25 protein-coding genes are annotated in these 23351 nt (G+C 34.6%); 19 read left to right on the forward strand and 6 right to left on the reverse strand.

Going from position 1 to position 23351, the window contains the following annotated elements:
- Positions 1 to 122: 122 nt before the first annotated feature.
- Both ACULEU_RS12650 and ACULEU_RS12655 read right to left on the reverse strand, forming a co-directional pair.
- Complete coding sequence (locus tag ACULEU_RS12650; protein ID WP_445452931.1) at positions 123 to 509, reverse strand: hypothetical protein; 387 nt, start codon at positions 507 to 509, stop codon at positions 123 to 125.
- A gap of 289 nt (positions 510 to 798) precedes the next feature.
- Entirely contained in the window at positions 799 to 1185 is a 387-nt protein-coding gene (locus ACULEU_RS12655; protein ID WP_445452931.1) for a hypothetical protein, read from the reverse strand.
- A 246-nt stretch (positions 1186 to 1431) separates the two neighbouring features.
- On the opposite strand from ACULEU_RS12655, the gene ACULEU_RS12660 reads away from it, so the two are divergent.
- The gene (locus tag ACULEU_RS12660; RefSeq protein WP_445452932.1) at positions 1432 to 2067 is read left to right on the forward strand and encodes a hypothetical protein; all 636 of its coding nucleotides are present in this window, start codon (positions 1432 to 1434) and stop codon (positions 2065 to 2067) included.
- A gap of 45 nt (positions 2068 to 2112) precedes the next feature.
- On the opposite strand, the gene ACULEU_RS12665 is transcribed toward ACULEU_RS12660, so the two are convergent.
- Entirely contained in the window at positions 2113 to 3090 is a 978-nt protein-coding gene (locus tag ACULEU_RS12665) for an IS110 family transposase (RefSeq protein WP_445452933.1), read from the reverse strand.
- 1176 nt (positions 3091 to 4266) lie between these two features.
- Here ACULEU_RS12665 and ACULEU_RS12670 point away from each other — a divergent pair.
- The 9 genes from ACULEU_RS12670 to ACULEU_RS12710 all read left to right on the forward strand — a co-directional run bounded on the left by ACULEU_RS12670 (position 4267) and on the right by ACULEU_RS12710 (position 10908).
- On the forward strand, positions 4267 to 4884 hold the full coding sequence (locus ACULEU_RS12670; RefSeq protein WP_445452934.1) for a hypothetical protein: 618 nt from the start codon (positions 4267 to 4269) through the stop codon (positions 4882 to 4884).
- Positions 4885 to 5037: 153 nt separating this feature from the next.
- Positions 5038 to 5448, forward strand: coding sequence for a DUF1493 family protein (locus ACULEU_RS12675; RefSeq protein WP_445452935.1), 411 nt, complete (start codon positions 5038 to 5040; stop codon positions 5446 to 5448).
- 150 nt (positions 5449 to 5598) lie between these two features.
- Positions 5599 to 6207 (forward strand): hypothetical protein, encoded by a 609-nt coding sequence (locus ACULEU_RS12680; protein WP_306261640.1) that lies wholly within the window; start codon positions 5599 to 5601, stop codon positions 6205 to 6207.
- Positions 6208 to 6377: 170 nt separating this feature from the next.
- Complete coding sequence (locus tag ACULEU_RS12685) at positions 6378 to 6761, forward strand: hypothetical protein (RefSeq protein WP_445452919.1); 384 nt, start codon at positions 6378 to 6380, stop codon at positions 6759 to 6761.
- 179 nt (positions 6762 to 6940) lie between these two features.
- The gene (locus tag ACULEU_RS12690; protein ID WP_149243467.1) at positions 6941 to 7504 is read left to right on the forward strand and encodes a Crp/Fnr family transcriptional regulator; all 564 of its coding nucleotides are present in this window, start codon (positions 6941 to 6943) and stop codon (positions 7502 to 7504) included.
- A 94-nt stretch (positions 7505 to 7598) separates the two neighbouring features.
- The gene (locus ACULEU_RS12695; RefSeq protein ID WP_445452936.1) at positions 7599 to 8384 is read left to right on the forward strand and encodes a type 1 glutamine amidotransferase domain-containing protein; all 786 of its coding nucleotides are present in this window, start codon (positions 7599 to 7601) and stop codon (positions 8382 to 8384) included.
- Between the two features lie 62 nt (positions 8385 to 8446).
- Positions 8447 to 8830, forward strand: coding sequence for an SMU1112c/YaeR family gloxylase I-like metalloprotein (gene gloA2 / locus ACULEU_RS12700; protein WP_445452937.1), 384 nt, complete (start codon positions 8447 to 8449; stop codon positions 8828 to 8830).
- Between the two features lie 224 nt (positions 8831 to 9054).
- Complete coding sequence (locus ACULEU_RS12705) at positions 9055 to 10041, forward strand: alpha/beta hydrolase family esterase (RefSeq protein ID WP_445452938.1); 987 nt, start codon at positions 9055 to 9057, stop codon at positions 10039 to 10041.
- Positions 10042 to 10212: 171 nt separating this feature from the next.
- A complete protein-coding gene (locus ACULEU_RS12710; RefSeq protein ID WP_445452939.1) occupies positions 10213 to 10908 on the forward strand; it encodes an alpha/beta hydrolase in 696 nt (231 codons plus the stop codon).
- Between the two features lie 27 nt (positions 10909 to 10935).
- Here ACULEU_RS12710 and ACULEU_RS12715 read toward each other — a convergent pair whose 3' ends face one another.
- Entirely contained in the window at positions 10936 to 11913 is a 978-nt protein-coding gene (locus ACULEU_RS12715; protein WP_445452933.1) for an IS110 family transposase, read from the reverse strand.
- A 394-nt stretch (positions 11914 to 12307) separates the two neighbouring features.
- Here ACULEU_RS12715 and ACULEU_RS12720 point away from each other — a divergent pair, with 394 nt between their 5' ends.
- The 4 genes from ACULEU_RS12720 to ACULEU_RS12735 all read left to right on the forward strand — a co-directional run bounded on the left by ACULEU_RS12720 (position 12308) and on the right by ACULEU_RS12735 (position 16882).
- The gene (locus ACULEU_RS12720; protein ID WP_445452940.1) at positions 12308 to 13357 is read left to right on the forward strand and encodes a hypothetical protein; all 1050 of its coding nucleotides are present in this window, start codon (positions 12308 to 12310) and stop codon (positions 13355 to 13357) included.
- 270 nt (positions 13358 to 13627) lie between these two features.
- The gene (locus ACULEU_RS12725; RefSeq protein ID WP_445452941.1) at positions 13628 to 14668 is read left to right on the forward strand and encodes a methyltransferase; all 1041 of its coding nucleotides are present in this window, start codon (positions 13628 to 13630) and stop codon (positions 14666 to 14668) included.
- 587 nt (positions 14669 to 15255) lie between these two features.
- A complete protein-coding gene (locus ACULEU_RS12730) occupies positions 15256 to 16332 on the forward strand; it encodes an acyltransferase family protein (RefSeq protein WP_445452942.1) in 1077 nt (358 codons plus the stop codon).
- 85 nt (positions 16333 to 16417) lie between these two features.
- Positions 16418 to 16882 (forward strand): hypothetical protein, encoded by a 465-nt coding sequence (locus ACULEU_RS12735; protein WP_445452943.1) that lies wholly within the window; start codon positions 16418 to 16420, stop codon positions 16880 to 16882.
- A gap of 245 nt (positions 16883 to 17127) precedes the next feature.
- Here the strand turns inward: ACULEU_RS12735 and ACULEU_RS12740 are convergent, their stop codons facing one another.
- Complete coding sequence (locus tag ACULEU_RS12740) at positions 17128 to 17424, reverse strand: isoamylase early set domain-containing protein (protein WP_445452944.1); 297 nt, start codon at positions 17422 to 17424, stop codon at positions 17128 to 17130.
- 238 nt (positions 17425 to 17662) lie between these two features.
- On the opposite strand from ACULEU_RS12740, the gene ACULEU_RS12745 reads away from it, so the two are divergent.
- Genes ACULEU_RS12745 through porT form a run of 4 tightly spaced genes read left to right on the forward strand, consistent with a single transcriptional unit; the run spans position 17663 to position 19982 of the window.
- Positions 17663 to 18001: a 2TM domain-containing protein gene (locus ACULEU_RS12745; RefSeq protein ID WP_445452945.1), complete on the forward strand. Its 339-nt coding sequence runs from the start codon at positions 17663 to 17665 to the stop codon at positions 17999 to 18001.
- Complete coding sequence (locus ACULEU_RS12750; RefSeq protein ID WP_445452946.1) at positions 17998 to 18486, forward strand: dihydrofolate reductase; 489 nt, start codon at positions 17998 to 18000, stop codon at positions 18484 to 18486. Before ACULEU_RS12745 ends, ACULEU_RS12750 begins: the two co-directional genes overlap by 4 nt.
- 36 nt (positions 18487 to 18522) lie before the next feature.
- Positions 18523 to 19254 carry a bifunctional demethylmenaquinone methyltransferase/2-methoxy-6-polyprenyl-1,4-benzoquinol methylase UbiE gene (gene ubiE / locus ACULEU_RS12755; protein WP_445452947.1) on the forward strand — a complete coding sequence of 244 codons (732 nt, stop codon included), beginning with the start codon at positions 18523 to 18525 and terminating at the stop codon, positions 19252 to 19254.
- Between the two features lie 23 nt (positions 19255 to 19277).
- Positions 19278 to 19982: a type IX secretion/gliding motility protein PorT/SprT gene (gene porT / locus ACULEU_RS12760; RefSeq protein WP_445454856.1), complete on the forward strand. Its 705-nt coding sequence runs from the start codon at positions 19278 to 19280 to the stop codon at positions 19980 to 19982.
- Positions 19983 to 19999: 17 nt separating this feature from the next.
- Here porT and ACULEU_RS12765 read toward each other — a convergent pair whose 3' ends face one another.
- The gene (locus ACULEU_RS12765; protein WP_445452948.1) at positions 20000 to 20728 is read right to left on the reverse strand and encodes a TrmH family RNA methyltransferase; all 729 of its coding nucleotides are present in this window, start codon (positions 20726 to 20728) and stop codon (positions 20000 to 20002) included.
- A 37-nt stretch (positions 20729 to 20765) separates the two neighbouring features.
- Here ACULEU_RS12765 and tamL point away from each other — a divergent pair, with 37 nt between their 5' ends.
- Positions 20766 to 23309 (forward strand): translocation and assembly module lipoprotein TamL, encoded by a 2544-nt coding sequence (gene tamL, locus ACULEU_RS12770; protein ID WP_445452949.1) that lies wholly within the window; start codon positions 20766 to 20768, stop codon positions 23307 to 23309.
- The last annotated feature ends 42 nt before the right edge of the window (positions 23310 to 23351 follow it).

Below are 23351 nucleotides of genomic sequence, written 5' to 3' on the forward strand. Positions count from 1 at the left end.
CTTTAACAGAAAATAATTCGTTCCGAAGTTCGCAACTGACGAGAAGCGGCGGAACGTTATGCGTCAGTTTTCCCCTCGACGAGAAGCCTAGTATTCGAAAAGACGAAACCTGAAAGAAAACTCTAAATCAAAAAGAGAATATCCTTTAAGGAAGAAAGAATAATGGTTTCAATCGCATTGAAATTGACTACCATCACTCTGAAATTGACTACCATTACTCTGAAATTGATTACCGTCGCTCTGAAATTGATTACCGTCGCTCTGAAATTGATTCCCATCACTCTGAAATTGATTACCGTCGCTCTGAAATTGATTCCCATCACTCTGAAATTGATTCCCATCACTCTGAAATTGATTCCCATCACTCTGAAATTGATTTCCGTCGCTCTGAAATTGAATACCATCACTCTGAAATTGAATACCATCACTCTGAAATTGATTACCGTCGCTCTGAAATGGACTCCCATCGCTCTGAAATTGATTACCGTCGCTCTGAAATTTACTAACATCCGAAGGAAAGTGGCTAAAGTCAAAAGAATATTGAATTCTATTAACCGAATATTAGTGGCTGAAGAAAGAAAAGTGACAGTATTGATAAGAAAACCGAACGCATAACAGCGGTTTTGCGAAATGGCTGGTTTATTTTTCTAAGCCGGAATTTACTAAAAGGAAAATTCGATATATTTACAACTAACAATTAAACGAGTCGCCACTTCGCAAAGCCGCGGCACGTTATGCGTCAGTTTTCCCCTCGACGAGAAGCCTAGTATTCGAAAAGACGAAACCTGAAAGAAAACTCTAAATCAAAAAGAGAATATCCTTTAAGGAAGAAAGAATAATGGTTTCAATCGCATTGAAATTGACTACCATCACTCTGAAATTGACTACCATTACTCTGAAATTGATTACCGTCGCTCTGAAATTGATTACCGTCGCTCTGAAATTGATTCCCATCACTCTGAAATTGATTACCGTCGCTCTGAAATTGATTCCCATCACTCTGAAATTGATTCCCATCACTCTGAAATTGATTCCCATCACTCTGAAATTGATTTCCGTCGCTCTGAAATTGAATACCATCACTCTGAAATTGAATACCATCACTCTGAAATTGATTACCGTCGCTCTGAAATGGACTCCCATCGCTCTGAAATTGATTACCGTCGCTCTGAAATTTACTAACATCCAAAGGAAAGTGGCTAAAGTCAAAAGAATATTGAATTCTATTAACCGAATATTAGTGGCTGAAGAAAGAAAAGTGACAGTATTGATAAGAAAACCGAACGCATAACAGCGGTTTTGCGAAATGGCTGGTTTATTTTTCTAAGCCGGAATTTACTAAAAGGAAAATTCGATATATTTACAACTAACAATTAAACGAGTCGCCACTTCGCAAAGCCGCGGCACGTTAGCAACAATAATCTCAGATAAGTGCAGAAAACAAAATCATATAACGGAATTGACTTATTAGAAAAAATTCTGGAATTTATTGAAATGGTTCCCGATTATAAGCAAACCACATTAAATTCTATTAACGAAAACAAGCCGAGATTAATTCGATTGAAACGAATTGAATCTTTAGTTTCAGCATTCTTTCCAGAAAATCAAAGCGAAAGTTTAAAATCAAAGTTGAAAGAGATGTTTTCTTCTAAGAAAATTGATTTAGATTTTATTCTGAGCGGTGACTTTATAGAAAAGCGTGATGTTCAAGAATATTTGGAATTAATTAATCAAGTAAAATACGAAATCCAAAATTTTGGTTCTGACGAAATTGATATTGCCGATTTAAAAAATGTTTTCATTGCATTTGTTGAATATAAAAAGTGCATTAGAAAAATTTTAGGGTTTAACTCAGGTTGGCTATCAGTCTCAAGAAAAACTTCTATGTTTACAATTCGAGTAACAGATTCGATATCTTCAAACTTAGCTGGAAAATATGATAAAATTGATGAAGCTCTCGAAATTTTGATTAATCCAAAAAGAAAATCTTTTACTGAGATTGAACTAATTTCAAAATTTAACTTCCCAAAAGAAAATCTTGAAGAAATAGATTCAGACAATTGGTGATACGATTACTGTTGCTAACATGAACTGTGTAAAAAAACAAATTTTTTAAGCTGTTTTTTGCAAATAACCATCCTGGTAACTTACCCTGTTTTTTACCACTCCAAACACAATTTTCAGCAGTTTATTGCAAACAGCAATTAAGGCTACTTTTTTGTTCTTTCCTTTTTCAACTAATCGGTCATATAATGCTCTACAAGAGGCATTGGTTTTCTTGGCATTTAAGGCACACATGAACAATATATTGCGTAGTGTTTTACCTCCTTGTTTGCATATTCTTACTCTGCCCCTTATACTGCTTCCGCTACTGCGTTCTGTTGGACTCAGACCGGCATAAGAGATTAATTGTCGGTAGGATTGCATGTCTTTAAATCCTTGTGTATAAATAATGAGTTCTGAGGCTGCTCGGGAACCTATTCCTTTAACACTGGTAACCAGTTGTAGTGTTTCTCCCTCCCATTGCTGTAACTTATCCTGAAGCTGCAATTCTAAATCAGCCTTCTCCGTTTTTAATTTCCTTACTATTTTTTCAAAACTCAATTCTATTGATTTGGTGCCAAACGGAGTCTTTTTTAAACTATGTAACTGATTGGTAAACTTGGTGATTTCTTTAGTTAAATCGTGAATTGCATTATTTAGAGAACGACATTCAAAATAGGCTTTTTCAGGCATGTGATAAGGTAATGGATTCCGTTCTAACCCGTATTCATAAATGCGTTTAGCATCCTTCTTATCTGACTTATTACGTTCCAAATGCATTTGAATATACCGTTTGATTTGAAGTGCATTCACTACACTAAATACTAATCCTAACTCTTCTAAAAAGAAGATGAAATTTAGGTGATAAACACCGGTAGCCTCCATTACAAAATGACAATCTTCACCTGTCTGTTTTACTAATTTTTTAAACCCTGTCTTAGAATTTGAAACTTGCAAATGCGTCTTTTGACCTTGAATATCTTCAAAATAAGCATCTAAAACTTCGGCTGATATATCAACCCCACAATAATTGATTTTCTTGTCCATTTTTTATTTATTTTTGAAAGACATGGAAGAACAAATCTTGCATTTAGCCAACGATCCTAGCACGAACTTAATGTTCAAATAAACTGTACGGTTTAAAGCAAGAAAAGAGCAGGAATAATCATGTTAGTGAAGCTCGAAGGCTTAAGCCGTTTGACGTTCTTTTTCTGCTCTTTTTGTTCTTTCTGTTATCTTTGATTTAGTATTAAAGATAATATTTTACAAACATAGGAGCCGTTTGGCGCAATGGCTAGTTTCGTTTTTCTTAGCCGGAAATTACTAAGTTGAAATTTTGCTTATCTTTAGAACAAATTATTAAAAAAGTCGCCACTTCGCCAAGCGGCGATACGTTATAGGTCATAGCTTCTCCAAGTTTTCCGAGAAAATTAGTCTTCGAAAAGACGCTGAAAATTTGAGTTCGCTTCTACTCTATTTTTCCTGGAAAATTGAAACCGAAACCCGAAAAGTTTTGCGGCAAAAGTTAATGGCAAAGTTTGCGGAAGTTGTTGTGGAAGTTGTTGCGTTGAGCAAAGTTTGCGCAGAAATCTTATTCAGAAAATATGCTGAAAATTGAAACTGGAAACCAAGTTTGTCCGAAAAGGAAACCGGCAAAGTTTGCGTGCTCAAGTTAACGTGAAGCTACGACCTATAACAGCGGTTTCACGCAATGGCTCGTTTTTCTTCCTTGGAAAATAATCTGCTAATTCAAATTTTGCTTATCTTTCGAATAATTATTGAAGTTCCGCTACTGCGTGAAGCCGCGGAACGTTAGCGTTCAGTTTTAGTTTCGTTAAATTGTCGTTTTCAGTTCCTTTCATATTTAGTTTTAAGTGGAGAATTTAGCCGAGAGAATTTCATGTCTTAAGTTTGTGTTGCTTAAAATACTTGCAGTCGAATTTACTATGATGGTTTGGTCTTTTGTGTCTGGAAACTTTAGGACTTGTGTTGTTCAACAATAACTTGTTTGCTGTCTGATCACGTTTCTCGGCTAAGTTCATTTTTGTGTCGGGAAAGTAAGAGCAAAACCGAAACGCTAACAGCCGTTTCACACAATGGCTGGTTTTTCTTTCTTAGACCGAAAGTACTAAAAGGATAATTCTATATCTTTACAACTAAACCTAATGTCGTCGCCACTGTGTGAAGCGGCAGCACGTTACAAGCAATTGCGAAACCAATTATATGGAGAAATTTATTTATTTTTTTACGGGAATTACTGCATTTACAACAGTTGCAATTTGGTTAGGAAAATTAATCATTACTAAAACATTTGATTTAGGGCTCGAAAAATACAAGTCAAGTTTACAGAAAGACATTGAAATTCATAAATCAGAGTTAGCAAAACAGTCTCTTGAACATGAAGTAAAGTTCTCTAAGCTTCATAATGATAGAGCAGAAAAGATAATTGTACTTTACAAAAAGGTTGTAGAACTAGAAAAAGCTTTAATTCATTCGACAAATATTGCCCAAGGCGCAGAATTTAAAAGGGACACTCAAAGAGAAAAAGAATGTATAAATACAATTGAAACATTAATTGCTCAACTGGAATTTGATAAAATCTTTTTTACAAAAGAAACGGTTTCCAAAGTTGAAGATATAATCAGGGAAGCATGGCAAATTGTAGTTCAGATGACTCTAGTTCGTTCAAAAGCAAATAGGGAAACTTATTTCTCGAGAGAAACCGAAAATTACGTTAATTATGGAGAACTATGGAACAAGACTTTTGAAAGAACACAAGTTGAGTTTAAAAAACTAAAAGAAACTTTGGCAGATGATTTTAGAGAATTGATAGGAATTTAAGCAACTGCTTGTAACAGCCGTTTGGCGCAATGGCTGGTTTTGTTTTTCTTAGCCGGAAATTACTAAGTTGAAATTTTGCTTATCTTTCCAACTATAATTTAACAAAGTCGCCACTGTTTGAAGCGGCAGCACGTTACCAGCAATATCCAGACGATGCAGTATAAAATTGAAGAAATCATTGAATTTGTAAAAGAAGAAACTGCTTCAAAGAAAGTATTTGAAAATTCAGATATTGATCGTGATTTGGGTTGGACTGGAGATGATTTTTCCGAGTTGATGGAAAAATATGCCGAAAAGTATAAAGTTGATATGAGTTCTTATCTTTGGTATTTTCATCACTATGAGGAAGGAAATGGTTTTGGTAGTAGTTTGTTTAGAGCGCCAAATGAACTCGTAGAACATATTGCTGTTACTCCAAAATTATTACATGATTTTGCGGAAAAAGGAAAGTGGGATTTAGATTATCCTGAACATAAATTACCCAAAAGTCGCTATGACATAATCGCAAATCAAGTTTTATTTTTAATTGTATTATGTATTCTGATATATTTTTGGCTAAAATAATAAGATACTGCTGGTAACAGCCGTTTGGCGCAATGGCTGGTTTTGCTTTTCTTAGCCGGAAATTACTAAGTTGAAATTTTGCTTATCTTTAGAACAAATTATTAAAAAGTAGCCACTGTCGCCAAGCGGCGGCACGTTAGCAAACATATTTTGAGACGAGTAACAGAAACCATATTATTAATCGCAACTTTTGTTTTCTTTGGATGTGACAAAAAAATCACAGAAGAAGAATTCGAACAAAGCATTTTTGATGAATTGTTTATCTCAATTGTTGATTCAACATATAAAGACCAAAGACTTTATACTTGTTTCCCAGAACAAGGCAAACCAATTTATGACAAAAATGGAAGGTGGATTGGCTTGGATTCTGTCGGTCAACATCAGAGAGATTTGGAATGTGAAGTTAAAAGATCTGCTTTGGAAAAAGATACACTAAACCTAATAATCGCATTAGAAAATCAAGGATTGATTAATGAGAAAACTGACTTAAGTAAATATAAAAACTCAAAATTTATCTTTAGACATTTAAGTGAACATCCAAGAGGAAAAGACTTAGAATACACAGAATGGAAAACTGAAAATAAATTTGCCGGAGTTATGTCTTTTACTAAAATAAAATTTGACGCGAAAAAAGAAAACGGAAGTTTAGATGTCAGTTATCGATGTGGTGGAAAGTGTGGCTTGGGTTATTCGGTTTACATTAAGAAAATAAAAGAAAAATGGGTTATTGTTAAAATCGAGGAAACCTGGATTTCATAAAATACGTTTGCTAACAGCCGTTTCTCGCAATTGCGAATTTTGTGGTAAGTTCACGTTTACGTTTCGCAAGAATTTTTATCTTTATCAGAAAATATAAAGTTCCGAACTTCGCAACTGACGAGAAGCGGCGGAACGTTATAAGAAAGGCTTAGACGAAACTATTTATCAAGATGAAAGTAATAAAAACTACGATTTGTATACTCTTAATGATCTTAGTTAAAAGTTGCATTGATTTAAGAAATTGTCCTGATAATTTATCAGGAAAGTACATTTGTGAAAATAATCAGAAAGCTGAAAATTATTTACTCCTTAATGACGATGGAACTTTTTTACATTATTATAAAGAAAATGATAAAACATTCGAAGATAAAGGCACATGGAAAAAAAGTGATAATGGAAATTGTGAAATTGAATTTAGTAATTGGAAAAATTTTAATGAAGCTGGCAAAAATTTTGAAGAATTTGGAAACGGAAAGTTATGGATTAGTGGCAGTAATTTAGACATTGGACCAGATGGAGAATCCTCAACAAGCTTTAGAAAAGACAAAGATTGATATAAGCCCTTCTTATAACAGCCGTTTGGCGCAATGGCTAGGTTGCTTAGTTACCTTGACGTTTTTTCTTCACGAAAAAACTTTATCTTTATCAGAAATTAATCAGTCCGCTGGCATCGCCACTGACACCAAGCGGCGAAACGTTGTATGCCATTTTAAGAGACAGACTACAAAATAAGATGAGTGAAATACTTAGACAACAAATAGAAAAAATCACGCCATTGACGGACAAGGAATTTGATTACATTCTCTCCCACTTTACTACAAAAAAATTAAAGAAACATCAATTCCTAATACAAGAAAGTGATTTCGTTCAAAATGACTATTTCGTAATCAAAGGTCTTTTGAAAGCATACTATGTAAATGAGGAGGGCAAAGAGCATATCATGCAGTTTGCAATGGAGGATTGGTGGATAACGGATTATCAAGCCTATTTTAATGAAACAAAGGCATCGTTGAATATCGACTGCATTGAAGCAACTGAAGTACTATGTTTATCTTTGTACAATCGGGAGAAACTTTGTGCAGATATGCACAAGATAGAGCATTTTTTCAGAAAGAAATCAAATTCAGGTTATGTAGCCCTGCAACGGAGAATCCTTTCTTTACTCAATAGCAATGCAAAAGAACGATATGAGCAACTCCTCCAACAATATCCAACGCTTTTTCAAAGAGTTCCCAAAACACTAATAGCTTCTTATTTAGGCGTTTCAAGAGAAACTCTTAGTCGACTTTCCTCTTAGTGTGATGTACGTCACACCAAACTTGTGATTTACCTCCTGTGCCAAGATTGACAATGTTCCGAATTTTGCATCATCAAATTAAATGAATGAAGCAATGAACAAAGTATTTAAAAACATCTTGGCAGGAATTATGGTAATTGCAGGTTGCACCATTTTTCTTGGATTAAATCAAGCAACTGCACAAACTTTAAATTCAAAAAAAATGAGTAAGAAAATCTTATTTGTGGTAACAAGCCACAACAAATTGGGAGAAACAGGCGAAGCAACTGGTTATTATTTGGGTGAAGTAACGCATCCTTGGGCTGTATTGGTTGATGCAGGTTATGAAATTGATTTTGTAAGCCCTAAAGGAGGTAATCCACCCTATTATGGAGCGAACAATGAAGACCCGATTAATCAAAGATTTTTAGCCGATAAGGAATATCAAGCTAAAATTCAAAACACAATGAAACCATCAGAAGTTAATCCATCTGACTACACAGCTATTTTATATGCTGGTGGACATGGTACAATGTGGGACTTTGCAGATAATACTGAGCTGGCATTAATCGCACAAAAGATTTATGAAAATAATGGTATTGTAAGTGCTGTTTGTCACGGACCAGCTGGCTTGGTAAATATCAAATTAAGTAATGGAAAGTACATAGTTGACGGCAAAAAAATCAATGCCTTTACAAATGAAGAGGAAATTGCGGTAAAACTTGAAAACGTTGTCCCATTTAGTTTGGAAACAAAACTAATTGAACGTGGTGCAAAATTTGAAAAATCTGGATTATGGCAGCCACATGTAACAGTTGACCAAAGAGTAGTTACAGGGCAAAATCCACAATCAGCTCACGGTGTTGGTGAGGCTGTTCTAAAAGAACTTCAAAAACTATAAGTATTTTCAAAATACATTTGAGGCAACTGACTAAGTTGCCTCATTTTTTATTAAAGTAAGTTATGCTAAAAAGAATTCATCACATCGCCATCATTTGTTCTGACTATCAAAAGTCGAAATATTTTTACACAGAAATTTTAGGTATGCAAATCATCAAAGAAGTTTATAGAAAGGAAAGACAGTCTTACAAACTTGATTTAGCGTTAAACGAAGTTTATGTTATTGAATTGTTTTCTTTTCCCAATCCACCAGTAAGAGTTTCAAGACCTGAAGCTTGTGGAATGAGACATTTAGCTTTTGAAGTATCAAGTTTAGAAACAGTAATAAAAAGACTTGAAACTTACAATATAAAGACTGAACCAATACGAATAGACGAGTTTACCCAAAAAAGCTTTACTTTTTTTGAAGACCCAGATAAATTGCCAATTGAATTATATGAAATATAAAAAACGGCATACAACAGCAGTTTGGCAAAATGGCGGGTTCAGTGCTAAATTGAACATTTGGTTTTCAAATGAACATTAGTGCTAAAATGAAAGTAAGTGCTTCAAAGTCCGCCACTTCGCCAAGCTGCAAAACGTTGTGTGCTATTTTAAAAAAGAACGTGCAAAGATTAAACCTTTCAATAAAAATAACATCTAACCAAGTATACTATCAAAATAAATAAAATATGATTAGAACATTTTTATTATTTGTCGTGATTTTTACTCTTGGTTGTAACAAGGATGACGACAATCCAAATCCTTCAAATCCTAATGTTATTCCTTACCAAGAAGGTTTGACAACAAATTATATAACAATTAACAACATTACCAGAAAATATTTAGTTTATAGACCAACAGGAATGACAGCTGTAAATGCTGTTGTAACAGTTTTGCACGGTGGCGGTGGACTTGGTATTGGAGTTTCAGAAATAGGCGCTCATCCATTATCCGTTTTTCGGACAATTGCAGACAATGAAAAGTTTTTAGTAGTCTATCCAGAAGGTTCACTCGACATTCAAGGAAATCCTGGATGGAATGATTGTAGAAGTGATGATATATCAGGAAGTCAAGGTGACGACATTACCTTTTTGAAACAGTTAAATTCAAAATTAATCTCAGAGTTAAATATTAATTCAAACAAAATGTTTTTAACAGGAACAAGTAATGGTGCTTTAATGACCTATTCTTATGCTTTTCAATTTCCTGAAACTATTAAAGCGATAGCCGTTTCAAGTGGGAATTTACCTGAGTTTCCTGAAAGCGGACTTTGTACAAATGGCTCTAATCTACCATTGCCAATCTTGATAACTCACGGAACAAGCGACCCTGCAATGCCAGCAAATGGCGGTTGTGTAGCAGATATTGGTGGCAATTGTAATCGTGGAAAAGTAATATCTCAAACAGCAACTTTAAATTATTGGTTACAAAGAAACGGTTTACAAAATATTAATCCAACCATATCTACTTTTAATGTGAACACAACAGATGCAGGAAACGTAGAAAAAAGAATTTATAGTGGTGCAAAACCTTTGGTATATTTTGTTCTTAACAACGCAGGACACGCTGTACCAAGCAAGACAGTTTATACCAATTCTTCACCAGCAAGTGGAGTTCAAAATAGAGATATAGAATATGCAGAGGAAGTTTGGAATTTTTTCAAAGGTCTTCAATAAAAACAGCACACAACAGCGGTTTCGCGCTATGGCTGGTTTTATTTTTCTAAGCCGGAAATTACTCAAAAGGAAATTTACATATCTTTACAACAAAGCGGTAAATTGTCGCCACAGCGCGAAGCCGCGGAACGTTAGCCGTCAGTTTCGAGCGACAGAAAACCTAAAGAAAAAATGCAAAAATCAAACTATATTTTACTTTTTATATTGAGTTTTTATCTCATAATTAGTTGTGGAAAATCCAAAAAAGAAATTGAAACAAAAACAGAAGAGCAAAACTATATATTTTTTCTTCATAATAAATTTCTCGAAGAAAATGATTTCGAAATCGAACACTCAGAATATGGAAAAGCGGAATATTCCGAAATTATTAAATCGTTTGAGAAAGATGACTTTATAGTTTTGAGTGAAAAGAGAAAGAAAAATACTGACGCAAAAAGTTATGCAAAAAAAATAGTTTCTCAAATTGACAGTTTATTGAAAACTGGAGTTAAACCAAATCATATTTCTATAATTGGAACTTCAAAAGGTGGATATATTGCCCAATATGTTTCAACTATTATAGCAAATCCATACTTAAACTTTGTATTTATTGGTTGCTTTCGAGAAAGCGATATTGAAAATTATCCTGAAATAAATTACTGTGGAAATATTTTGACAATTTATGAAAAATCTGATTTTTATGGAGTTTCGGCAATAAAACGCAAAATGAGTTCAAAACTGAAGATAACTAAATTTGAAGAAATAGAACTAAATACAAATCTGAAACACGGATTTCTATTTAAACCGCTAAAAGAATGGATTGAACCGAGTAAAATGTGGGCGAAAAGAAACTATAAATTTGAAATAAATAAAAAACCGAACGGCTAACATGAACTGTGTAAAAAAACAAATTTTTTAAGCTGTTTTTTGCAAATAACCATCCTGGTAACTTACCCTGTTTTTTACCACTCCAAACACAATTTTCAGCAGTTTATTGCAAACAGCAATTAAGGCTACTTTTTTGTTCTTTCCTTTTTCAACTAATCGGTCATATAATGCTCTACAAGAGGCATTGGTTTTCTTGGCATTTAAGGCACACATGAACAATATATTGCGTAGTGTTTTACCTCCTTGTTTGCATATTCTTACTCTGCCCCTTATACTGCTTCCGCTACTGCGTTCTGTTGGACTCAGACCGGCATAAGAGATTAATTGTCGGTAGGATTGCATGTCTTTAAATCCTTGTGTATAAATAATGAGTTCTGAGGCTGCTCGGGAACCTATTCCTTTAACACTGGTAACCAGTTGTAGTGTTTCTCCCTCCCATTGCTGTAACTTATCCTGAAGCTGCAATTCTAAATCAGCCTTCTCCGTTTTTAATTTCCTTACTATTTTTTCAAAACTCAATTCTATTGATTTGGTGCCAAACGGAGTCTTTTTTAAACTATGTAACTGATTGGTAAACTTGGTGATTTCTTTAGTTAAATCGTGAATTGCATTATTTAGAGAACGACATTCAAAATAGGCTTTTTCAGGCATGTGATAAGGTAATGGATTCCGTTCTAACCCGTATTCATAAATGCGTTTAGCATCCTTCTTATCTGACTTATTACGTTCCAAATGCATTTGAATATACCGTTTGATTTGAAGTGCATTCACTACACTAAATACTAATCCTAACTCTTCTAAAAAGAAGATGAAATTTAGGTGATAAACACCGGTAGCCTCCATTACAAAATGACAATCTTCACCTGTCTGTTTTACTAATTTTTTAAACCCTGTCTTAGAATTTGAAACTTGCAAATGCGTCTTTTGACCTTGAATATCTTCAAAATAAGCATCTAAAACTTCGGCTGATATATCAACCCCACAATAATTGATTTTCTTGTCCATTTTTTATTTATTTTTGAAAGACATGGAAGAACAAATCTTGCATTTAGCCAACGATCCTAGCACCAACTTAATGTTCAAATAAACTGTACGGTTTAAAGCAAGAAAAGAGCAGGAATAATCATGTTAGTGAAGCTCGAAGGCTTAAGCCGTTTGACGTTCTTTTTCTGCTCTTTTTGTTCTTTCTGTTATCTTTGATTTAGTATTAAAGATAATATTTTACAAACATAGGAGCCGTTTGGCGCAATGGCTAGTTTTGTTTTTCTTAGCCCGAAATTACTAAGTTGAAATTTTGCTTATCTTTAGAACAAATTATTAAAAATTCCGCTACTGACGCCAAGCGGCGGCACGTTAGCGGTAATTATAAAAAGGTACCTAGTATAAAAATCAAATACAAATGATGATGAAAAAAAGTATTATTATTCTAACACTTTTAATTTTCGCAATCTCTTGTGCTACTTTAAAAATTAGCAAACCATCTTTTGACGATGTGTATAACCAAATAGAAAATGAAGAAAATGAATATTTTTGGGAGCAGTTTCACACTGGAAATATTGAAAACGTTGATAGCATAATAAATAAATTAGAACAACAATATAAAAAAGACACTACTAATGTGATTGCAAATGCTCATTTAGGATTTGCACACATTTGGGCCTTATCCGAATGGCAACGAATTCCTAATGTAACTGCAAAGGTTACTGACCATGCCGCTTTGTCTTATAAATATTTTTCTAAAGCATATCAATTAAACTCAAACGACAAAAGAATTTTAGGTTTTCTTGCTGACGCGCAAATGGCTTACGGAAGTATTTCAAAGTCAAAAAAACTTTCACGTAAAGGGTATTTTAAAGGACTTAAATCAATCAAAGAGTGGCCAGAATTTAACAAATTTACAATTGGAGTAACTTTTTCATCATACAATCCTAATGCAAAATTTTTCCAAAAAGCATTAGACTGGCAATGGACAACACTTGAAGATTGCTATACTTCAAAAATTGATAAAAATAATCCAAGCATAAAAGAATTTATTAGTAAAGAAATTCCTGAGCATAATTTAGGACGAGATAGGGCTTGTTATAATAGTTGGATAGCACCTCATAATATAGAAGGATACTTTTTGCATATGGGAGATATGATTACAAAAACGGGAGATTATACAGCTGCGATAAAAATTTATGAATTAGCGAAATCCTCACCAAATTATAACACTTGGACTTTTAAAGAAGTGCTTGAGAACAGAATAACCAACGCAGAAAGAAATACTAAAACTTTTTTGGACAAGAAACAAAAAGGAATGGATAATGTTATCATCAATAATTCAGGTAATCTTTGTATGAGTTGTCATAAAATGAGTAAACAGGACAAAGAAATGTTCAAAAATTATAATTGGCCTGCTTATTTCAAAACAAATGATATTTATTCAATTAAAGGTTTGAAAAAATAACTACCGCTAACCTCGGTTTTCGCCTATTGCTGGGCTTGGGCTTGCGTTTTTGTCTTCGTGGAAAATACTCTGATGTCTTCACTCCTATCATTCAAAGAAATTTTGTAGATTTGTTTTGGTCAGTGACTGCAGCAGCAGTGCGAAAGCCGCATTACGTTACCGTCAATGCGACCGCAGACTCAAGAATCTAACGCAATTTTTAAGACAAAAAACAAACAAAGGGTAAGCTGAAAACCGAGCAGAGTAGGCATACAAAAAAATAAAATCAAAATGGAACAACAGCAAAATCATCCAACTCCTGAAAATATAATGAAAATTGGCACGGGTTTTTGGGCTTCTAAAATTCTTTTATCAGCAGTAAAGTTTCAAGTTTTTACAACGCTTGCTGAAAAGAAAACAATGTCAGCAATTGAACTTAAATCACATTTGGGTTTCAAATCTACCGATCGTAATGTGTATGATTTTTTAGATGCGCTTACAACATTTGGTTTCCTTAACCGTGAAGGTTTGCTTGAAACTGCCCAGTATTCAAACAGCATGGATACAGATTTTTTTCTTGACAAAAATAAACCCTCCTATATTGGAGGAATGCTAGAAATGCTAAACCATCGGCTTTACGGCTTTTGGGGGAATCTTGAAGAAGGCTTAATGACAGGCCTTCCCCAGAATGAGATAAAAGATGGAGAAGATCTATTTGACGCTTTGTATTCGGATGCAGACAGACTGAAAGAATTTATACACGCCATGAGTGGATTTCAGATGGGCAACTTTATGGCCTTAGCGCAATCATTTGATTTTTCAAAACACAAAACCCTGGTTGATATTGGAGGATCTGCAGGAATGCTTTCTATAATGGTAGCCAAACATCAGGGACATATGAATTGTACCAGCTGGGATTTACCTCCGGTTGCACCAATTGCAAACGAAGTAATTCAACAATTTCAAATGCATGACCGTGTAAAAACAGATAGTGGAAATTTCTTCAAAGACGAATTTCCAAACGCAGACATCATTACGATGGGAAACATTTTACACGACTGGGATGAGGAAACAAAGTTGATGCTGATTAAAAAAGCATATAATTCATTGCCTGAGGGCGGAGTTCTAATTGCTATTGAAAATGTAATTGATGCCGATAGAAATAAAAATGCGGTTGGCTTGATGATGAGTTTGAATATGCTCATTGAAACGGGATCTGGCTTTGATTATACGTTTTCTGACTTTAATAAATGGACGAATGCAGTTGGATTTAAATCAACCGCTTTACTCCCATTGGCTGGACCTACAAGTGCAGCTATAGCATACAAATAAAACTACCGCTAACAAAGGGTTTTAGAAATTGGCGGCTCTATGCTTAATTGAAGCTTTCGCCTTCGCATCAAGCGCAGTGCTAGTCGACAGTTCTCGTTTCCGAAATCTCCAAATTCTTAAAGCCGCGAAACATTACCTCTCAGGTTCCCCCATTTATACTCAGAAAAGAATCAGCAGAAAAGTCGCTGGAAATTTAACTCCACTTCTACTCTATTTTGCAAGGAAATTGAAAAGCTAACTCTAAAGGTTAACGGAAAATGTTGTTTTGAAAAGTTGTGTGGAAAATATTTTTTTTGAAAATCACACACAAAAAGTGTGTGGAAAATATTTTTTTAAAAAATTACACACAAAATTATCTAGAAATAGAAAGCAGAATCCGAGTTGGAAACTGGCAAAGTTTACGTGCTTAAGTTCGTAGGAAAACCGAAGTATCAACATCGGTTTCAAACAATGGCTTATTTTGTTTTTCTTGGTCGTAAAGTGCTAATTTGAAAATTTGTTTATCTTTAAATCGTAATAGTAAAAATTCAAAACTTGAATTACATAAAAATTAATAGTCTAGTTACCCTTAGAACTTGAATCCGCCGATGGATACTAAGTTACAAAATAACCGATTTAAAGAACTGGATGCTTTAAGAGGTATTGCCGCATTAATGGTAGTGCTTTTCCATTTTACGATGCGCAAACCTGAAGCTGAACTAGGATTTAAACTAGGCACTACAGGAGTTGATTTGTTTTTTGTGATAAGTGGCTTTGTGATTTACATGAGCGTTAATAAAGCTAAAACCAGTTTGGATTTTATTATTAATAGAATTAGCCGTCTCTATCCTACTTATTGGGCATGTGTTACTGTTACTTTTATAGCAATTGCTATCAACTCGTATTTCAAAAATGGCGGATTAGACCAAATTGATTTGAAGTCCTATTTGGGAAATATGACCATGTTTCAATTTTATTTAGGAATAAAAGACCTTGACAATCCTTATTGGACCATGATTATCGAAATGATATTCTACATCGCAATAGTGTTCCTTCTTCATTTCAAAATACTTAAATATCTGAATGCTATAGGAATTGTCTCCTGCATTTTAGTTGTTGTAATGACATTATTTTGGGGTGATGTTCACGCAATAAAAGTAATTATTCGCTTTATTCCACTCACACAATTTATTCCTTTATTTTTCGCAGGCACCATCTTTTACAAAATTTATACGCACCACAATAAACTTCTTCAGAATTATGTCATTGTTATATTTTGTTTGGTAAGTCAGATTTTATTGTTTCAATATTCAGGCAGGTCACGAACGTATATAAATCAAACTGAATATGCCATAATGTTACTGATTTATTTTACGCTATTCTCCCTTTTTGTAAATAATAAATTAAGCTTTATAGTAACTAAATGGACTCTTTTTTTTGGTAAAATCTCGTTTGCTTTATATTTAATTCATCAGTACATATCCATCCGTTTTATCATTCCTTTTCTGACGGATAAACTACATGTTAATTTTTGGATTGCTGCATTTTTAGTAGCGCTACCCATTGTGATTATATTAGCTTCTTTGATAACGTATTATATTGAAATACCTATGAGCAAAAGAATGAAAGAAAAACTACGCACAGTAGCTGGTTTAAGAAACTTAGATGGTAATAAAAAAAATTAAGATCTACTTGAAAAAACGAAAGGAATCGGTAATTGATTTTTAATTAGTATCATAAAACGCTATTTTAGTAAAAAATAAAAAACTCATGAAACAACTTATAGTAAAAAAAGAAGGTCAAGCATTTAAAATTTATGCTGATGAAAAATTACATTCGGAAATCATATTTGATGACAATAATATAGATGCTTCACTATTAACAGAAAGTAAAACCCTGAGAGCTGAAAAAGATTCGAATAAAGATGTAGTGCTAAAAGAAGGTGACCAAACTTTATTTACGTTTACGTTTGATTACGTTTGGGGTGGTGCAGAAATAACTTCAAACGGAGCCGACACCGGATTTGACATCAAAGGAAGATGGTTTAGACCGGGAACATACCTTACCGATGAATATGATAAAGATCTTGTCATAGCCGTAAAAAAGGATGATGGGTTACAAGTAACTGTACTTGATGAAGACATTAGTGACACGATGATTGTAGCCACTATATATTATCACATCTATGCTTCCGGAGGGAAAATGTTGGCAGTTTTAGCAGGAAATATTCATTAAAAAATAAAAATTATCCCCGTAGTGATTTACTCCAGTGAAAGGCATTGGACAAAGTAAATTCGGAAAAGTTAGCACAATGGATTAAAATCCGAATTAAAAAAAGTCAGGTAGAAGTCTATTGGAAAAACAGTCTTGAGTAGCATAATTTGTCGTGTGCCTTTTACTATTGATAAAATATAACACTAAAAAAACCGTCCCGAAAATCGGGACGGTTTTTTGATTTAACCAATAAACCTAACCATTATTTACAGGGCTAAAACACTATTTTCTGCTCCAGCGAAGTCGTTGTAAGCATAACTGTCTGCTTCCGGATCATTAACATAAATTCCGTCTACTAAATATTTGAACTCAAAAGAATTGTCTTTTGGTAAATCAAATGTAGCTTTGAACGTTCCTGTTTTTAATTTTGACAAAGTGCCTTCTGCCGGATTCCAATTATTGAAATCCCCAACTACTGCCGCTGTATTTGCCTCTTTGGCATCGATTGAAAAGGTAACTTTAACAACCGGTTTTGTTTTTATAACTTGTTTTTTGATAGCCATAACTAATTCATTTATAGATTACTGAGGCAAAGTAACGCAATTGTTCAATACATTTTACACACGAAATCACTTTTGAGAATATGCTAAAAACTAAGCCAATTAAGAAGAAGATGTATAAATTATAGTAGCATAAATTTTACATCTGTGATTAAGAAATCGTTTTCGAGTCGAGATATCTTAAATTCCGATTTCGCCATTTTAAAAATAAACTTTACCTTTAAGGCACAAATTTCGTCTTATGGAGAACAATCAACATGAATTATACGAATATGCTAAGGACAGAATCCGACAAAAGAAACGGTTGTTTGTCCATTTCATCATTTTAGCTATTGGGAGTGTGTTTTTATTTACAGCCAATCACTTACTCAACTTTCACGACGAAACCAATTGGTGGATTTGGGTTGTAGCTGTTTGGAGTTGCCTTTTTATTTTTCATACTATTAAGGTACTTGTAACCGATAGCTTTATGAATAAGAATTGGGAACGCGCGCAAATTGACAAACTGATGTTACAGCAATCCAAAAAAATAGAAAAACTAAAAAACGATTACGAAAATTCTAAAGCTTCGGCCGAATGATTACACTAATTGCCGCTGTTGCCGAAAATAATGCGCTGGGAAAAGACAATCAACTGCTTTGGCATTTGCCTGATGATTTCAAAAGATTCAAAACCATCACCTCTGGCCACTATATCATTATGGGAAGAAAAACCTTTGAAAGCTTTCCAAAACCATTGCCCAACCGAACCCATGTCATTATTTCCCGTCAACAAAACTATCAGCCCGAAGGTTGCATCGTTGTAGATTCCCTCCAAAAAGCCCTTGCCGTTTGTCCAAAAGAAGAAGAAACTTTCATTATTGGTGGCGGAGAAATCTACCGTCAGTCTATTGAAATTGCCGATAAACTCGATATTACCAAAGTGCATCACACCTTTGAAGCCGATACTTATTTTCCAGAAATTGATGAGAACCAATGGCAATTAATGGCATCAGAGTTTCATCTCAAAGACGATAAACATCTTTTTGATTTTAGCTTTCAGACTTATTTGCGAAAATCCCACTAATCAAAATATTGCCTTATATTTGTCGAAAATTTAGCAATGGCAAAGACGGTCACTCCCTATAAAGATTCCAAACTCGGAAAAAAAGAACAAGTTACCCAAATGTTTGATACCATTTCGGGGAACTACGATGGCTTGAACAGAGTCATTTCGTTGGGAATCGATGTAAAATGGAGAGACAAAGTAGTCGCATTGGTTGCCGAAAAAAATCCAGAAACCATACTAGACATTGCTACCGGAACGGGTGATTTGGTCCTACTGATGGCCAAAACAAACGCCAAAAGAATCATCGGCCTTGACATTTCCGCCGGAATGCTAGAAGTGGGAAAGCAAAAAATAGAAAAGGCGCATTTAAAAGACCGAATTGAAATGGTTTTGGGCGACAGCGAAAGCATGCCATATCCGGACAATTATTTTGATGCTATCACCGTTTCTTTCGGAATTCGAAATTTTGAGACTTTGGAAAAAGGCTTGGCAGAAATTTACCGTGTGCTAAAACCTGGCGGTATTTTTGTTATTTTAGAAACTTCAATGCCTACAAAATTCCCTTTCAAACAAGGCTATACTTTTTACACCAAACTTATACTTCCTATAATTGGAAGAATCTTTTCTAAAGATAATAGTGCTTATGGGTATTTATCGGAATCGGCAGCAAATTTCCCGTTTGGCGAAAATTTGAACAATATTTTGAGAAAAATTTCGTTTATAGAATGCAAAGCCATGCCACAAACATTTGGCGTTGCTACAATTTACACCGCAACAAAAAAATGAGATTGACTTTTTTCAAATACCATATACAAAAAGTAGTGGTTCTACTCCTACTATTCTCAGTTCAAACCCAAGCGCAATTGGGCAAAAGCTTGTTTACCAAAGATCCAATTCTCAATTTGGAAAATTTTGATAAGCAACGTGTGTATTGGGGTTATTATTTAGGATTTAGTAGCTTTGATTTTAAAACCGATTTTAAAGTCAATAACGCACCACCAATAGAAGTCAAAGGACATACCGGATTCAATGTTGGACTTGTGGGCGTATTGCGACTTCACGAATATGTAGAACTGCGGTTTGAACCCGGATTGTATTATGCCAGCAGAACCATTAACTATTCTCAGTTTACGAGAGAAATAGATGCTGTACGTGAAGTAAAAGCAACTTACATTGATTTTCCGTTATTGCTTAAATTCTCCTCTTTGAGAACCGGAAATGTTCGACCTTATCTTGTAGGCGGCGTTTCGACCACTTTAAATTTATCCAGTAATTCCAAATCTGAAGATGACAACCTGCAGCAAAAATTCAGGGTAAAACCATGGACACAGAACTATACCGTTGGTTTTGGAATTGATTTATATTTTGAATACTTCAAATTCTCACCGTCTATTCGTGGTGTTTTTGGATTGAGTGACGAGTTGATTCGTGATGTTGACCCTAACAGTCCATGGACCGGAAACATAGAATCGTTGAAAACACGTGCGGTGTTGATCAACTTTACCTTCCATTAAGATTGTGAAGCATACTCTTATCCTTTTCTTCTAAACTCGCTCAGGAAAATAGCCGTTGCTGTCGCAACATTTAAACTTTCTGTTTGTTGCATATCCCCAAAACGCGGAATGGCTAATCGGTTTTGAATACCCTTTTCGATATCAGAAGAAATACCGTTAGCTTCATTCCCTAAAACAAGAATGCCTTCTTTAGGTAAATTTTCATTGTAAACATTGTTGCCATCCATAAAAGTTCCAAAAACAGGGAGCGATGATGCCGCTATATATTTTTTTAAATCCGTATAATGAATCGTAACTCTTGAGATAGAGCCCATTGTTGCCTGCACTACTTTTGGGTTATAGACATCGACCGTTTCAGAAGAACAAACCAAATGCTTTACACCAAACCAATCACAAAGACGGATAATGGTTCCTAAATTGCCTGGATCCCGGATGTCATCCAAAGCAACGATCAAACCTTTGGTCTCAAGCTGTAATGGTTTCGGAATTTTAAAAACAGCCAAACAGGAACTGGGAGAACTGAGTGCAGAAATCCGTTTCATATCCGATTCTTTTACTATTGTTTTTTGGAAAACCGGCACAGTATCAAAAATAGCTTCGGTCATGAACAAATGTTCGAGCACAAAATTTGATGCTAACAATTCCTGTATTACTTTTACGCCCTCGGCAATGAACAACTGATGCTCATTTCGGTATTTTTTTTGCTGAAGACTGGTAATAAGTTTTATTTGGTTTTTACTAACCATAAAATAATGTACTTTTGAATTAAATATTTTGCATCCCTTGAAAAATAGTATCACAAAAATATCATTATTTATTCTAATTGGAGTAATTCTCGCAGGATGTAATACCACAAAAAGAGTTCCTAACGGAAAAAGTCTTCTGACCAAAAACAACATTTATGTTGACGGCAAAAAAAATAATCTAGAAGACGTTTTCAATCAGCTATATCAAAAACAAAACACGGATATTTTGGGCTATCGCCTTCGGTTAAATATTTACAATCTGGCTAAAGAGAAAACAGATTCGATTTATAAAGCTAAATTTGCCAACAATCCCAAAAAATACCAGCGAAAAGTCAAATGGCTTTCCAAAAAACAAGTAAAACGCTTAGGCCAATCGTTTTGGTACTCGGGCATTCACAATTTTCTCAGAAAAACGGGGGAAGCTCCAGTTATTCTCGACACGATAAGCACTAAGAAATCGCTCAGACGTTTGAAATCGTATTATTTCTACCGCGGTTATTTTGATACCAAAGTGACGTATAAAATTGATAGCATTGGCCCAAAAAAGGTAAAACTTAAATACGATATTGTTACTGGAACACCTTATAAAATTGACACTATCAATACGTATATTTCGAGTAAACCCTTAGACTCTATTTATCAGCTGAAAAAAGAAAATTCTTTTATAAAATCGGGCAAGCGGTTCCAAAAAAGCGATATGGATTCCGAAGTTAGCCGAATTACAGAGGATTTCCGAAACAATGGTGCCTTCCGTTTTCAGCAGAATTATGTGAATTTTGATATTGACACACTCAACCCAAATCATCGCGCCAACGTGGATGTGATTATTGAAAACGAATCGATACGGCTTGAGGACAGTCTTTATAACGTACCCTTTGAGCTGTATAAAATTAATAAAGTCAACATTTATACCGACCATAATCCGGCCAATGCCAATGCACCTATTAAAGACAGCACTGTTTATAAAGATTTTACCTTATATAGTGTCAACAAACTGAAATACCGCCCGAAAGCCCTAACTGATGGAATTTTCGTAACCAAAGGCAATTATTTTTCAGATAACAAAACCATGCTTACCTCTAAATATCTCGGCAATCTTAAGGTATTCAATTATCCTTTGATTCAGTATCTTCAGGACAAAGACGACAAAAACGGATTGATAGCGAACATCTTTTTATCGCCCCGAAAGAAATATACCTTTGGTTTTTCTACCGATTTCACGCATTCTAACATACAAGATTTTGGAATATCGGGCAATACCTTTTTGGGAATCCGAAATGTCTTTAACGGTGCGGAAACCTTTGAAATTGGCTTCAGAGGAAATATTGGTGCCTCCCGAGATTTAGCTATTCAGAGTAATAATTTTTTCAATATTTCAGAAATCGGTGCCGATGCCAAACTGAACTTTCCAAGAATATTTCTGCCGTTCAAGACCGATAAAATTATTCCGAAATACATGATTCCGTATACGACAATCAGTGTGGGTTATTCCAAACAAACCAACATCGGACTGGACAAACAGAACTTTACGAGCTCTATTGTATACAATTGGACGCCAAGAAAAAACACCAACTTCCGTTTTGACATGTTCAACGTTCAGTTTGTACGCAACATCAATCCAGGAAATTATTTTAATGTATACCGCTCTTCTTATCGGGTTTTGAATGATTTCGCCATTGATTATAATGCCAGTCCAACCTATTTTGATGGTGATGATTATAATAATGGTCTATCCCTTGGAGGTGTTGATTTGTTTTTAAACGATGTTAAAAATGATGTCATTAATCCATCGGCTGCTGATGAGAAGTCTATCAATAGCATTGTGGAACAACGACAAAGGCTTACAGAAGACAACCTGATTTTCGCTACGAGTCTAACTTTTACTAAAACATCTCAAAAAGATTTAGCCGATAATACGTTTTATGCCGTAAAGGCTAAAGTAGAATCAGCTGGAAACTTGCTTTCGCTTTTATCCGAAGCCTCCCAACTCTCTCAGAACGGCTCTAAAAAAGCGTTTGGTGTAGAGTTTTCGCAATACATTAAAACAGAATTGGAATATATCAAACATTGGGATCTTACGCGTAAAAAAGTGCTCGCAGCTAAAGCGTTTATAGGTGTTGCGATACCGTATGGCAATTCGAAAAGTATTCCGTTCTCTCGAAGTTATTTTGCCGGTGGAACCAATGACATCCGTGCTTGGCAATCGTATGGTTTGGGTCCGGGAAAAACGGGTTCTGTAAATGATTTTAATGAAGCCAATATGAAATTATTGTTCAGTACCGAGTTTCGCTTCAATATTTTCCAGCAATTGAATGGAGCCTTCTTTGTAGATACTGGGAACATCTGGAACATTGCAGATATTGTTTCCGATGCCGATGCTAAATTTACAGGGCTGAAATCGTTAGAAAACATTGCTGTTGGTTCCGGTTTCGGGTTTCGATATGACTTTAATTTCTTTGTCATTCGATTGGATTTGGGATTCAAAACCTACAATCCGGCCAATCCTGAAAATGAAAAATGGCTAAAGGAAATGCGCTTTGACAAATCGGTTATAAATATTGGAATTAATTATCCTTTCTAAAATTAGAAATTATTATTTTTGTACACTTAACTAAAAAAACTC

Source organism: Flavobacterium sp. 25HG05S-40, from assembly GCF_052654735.1.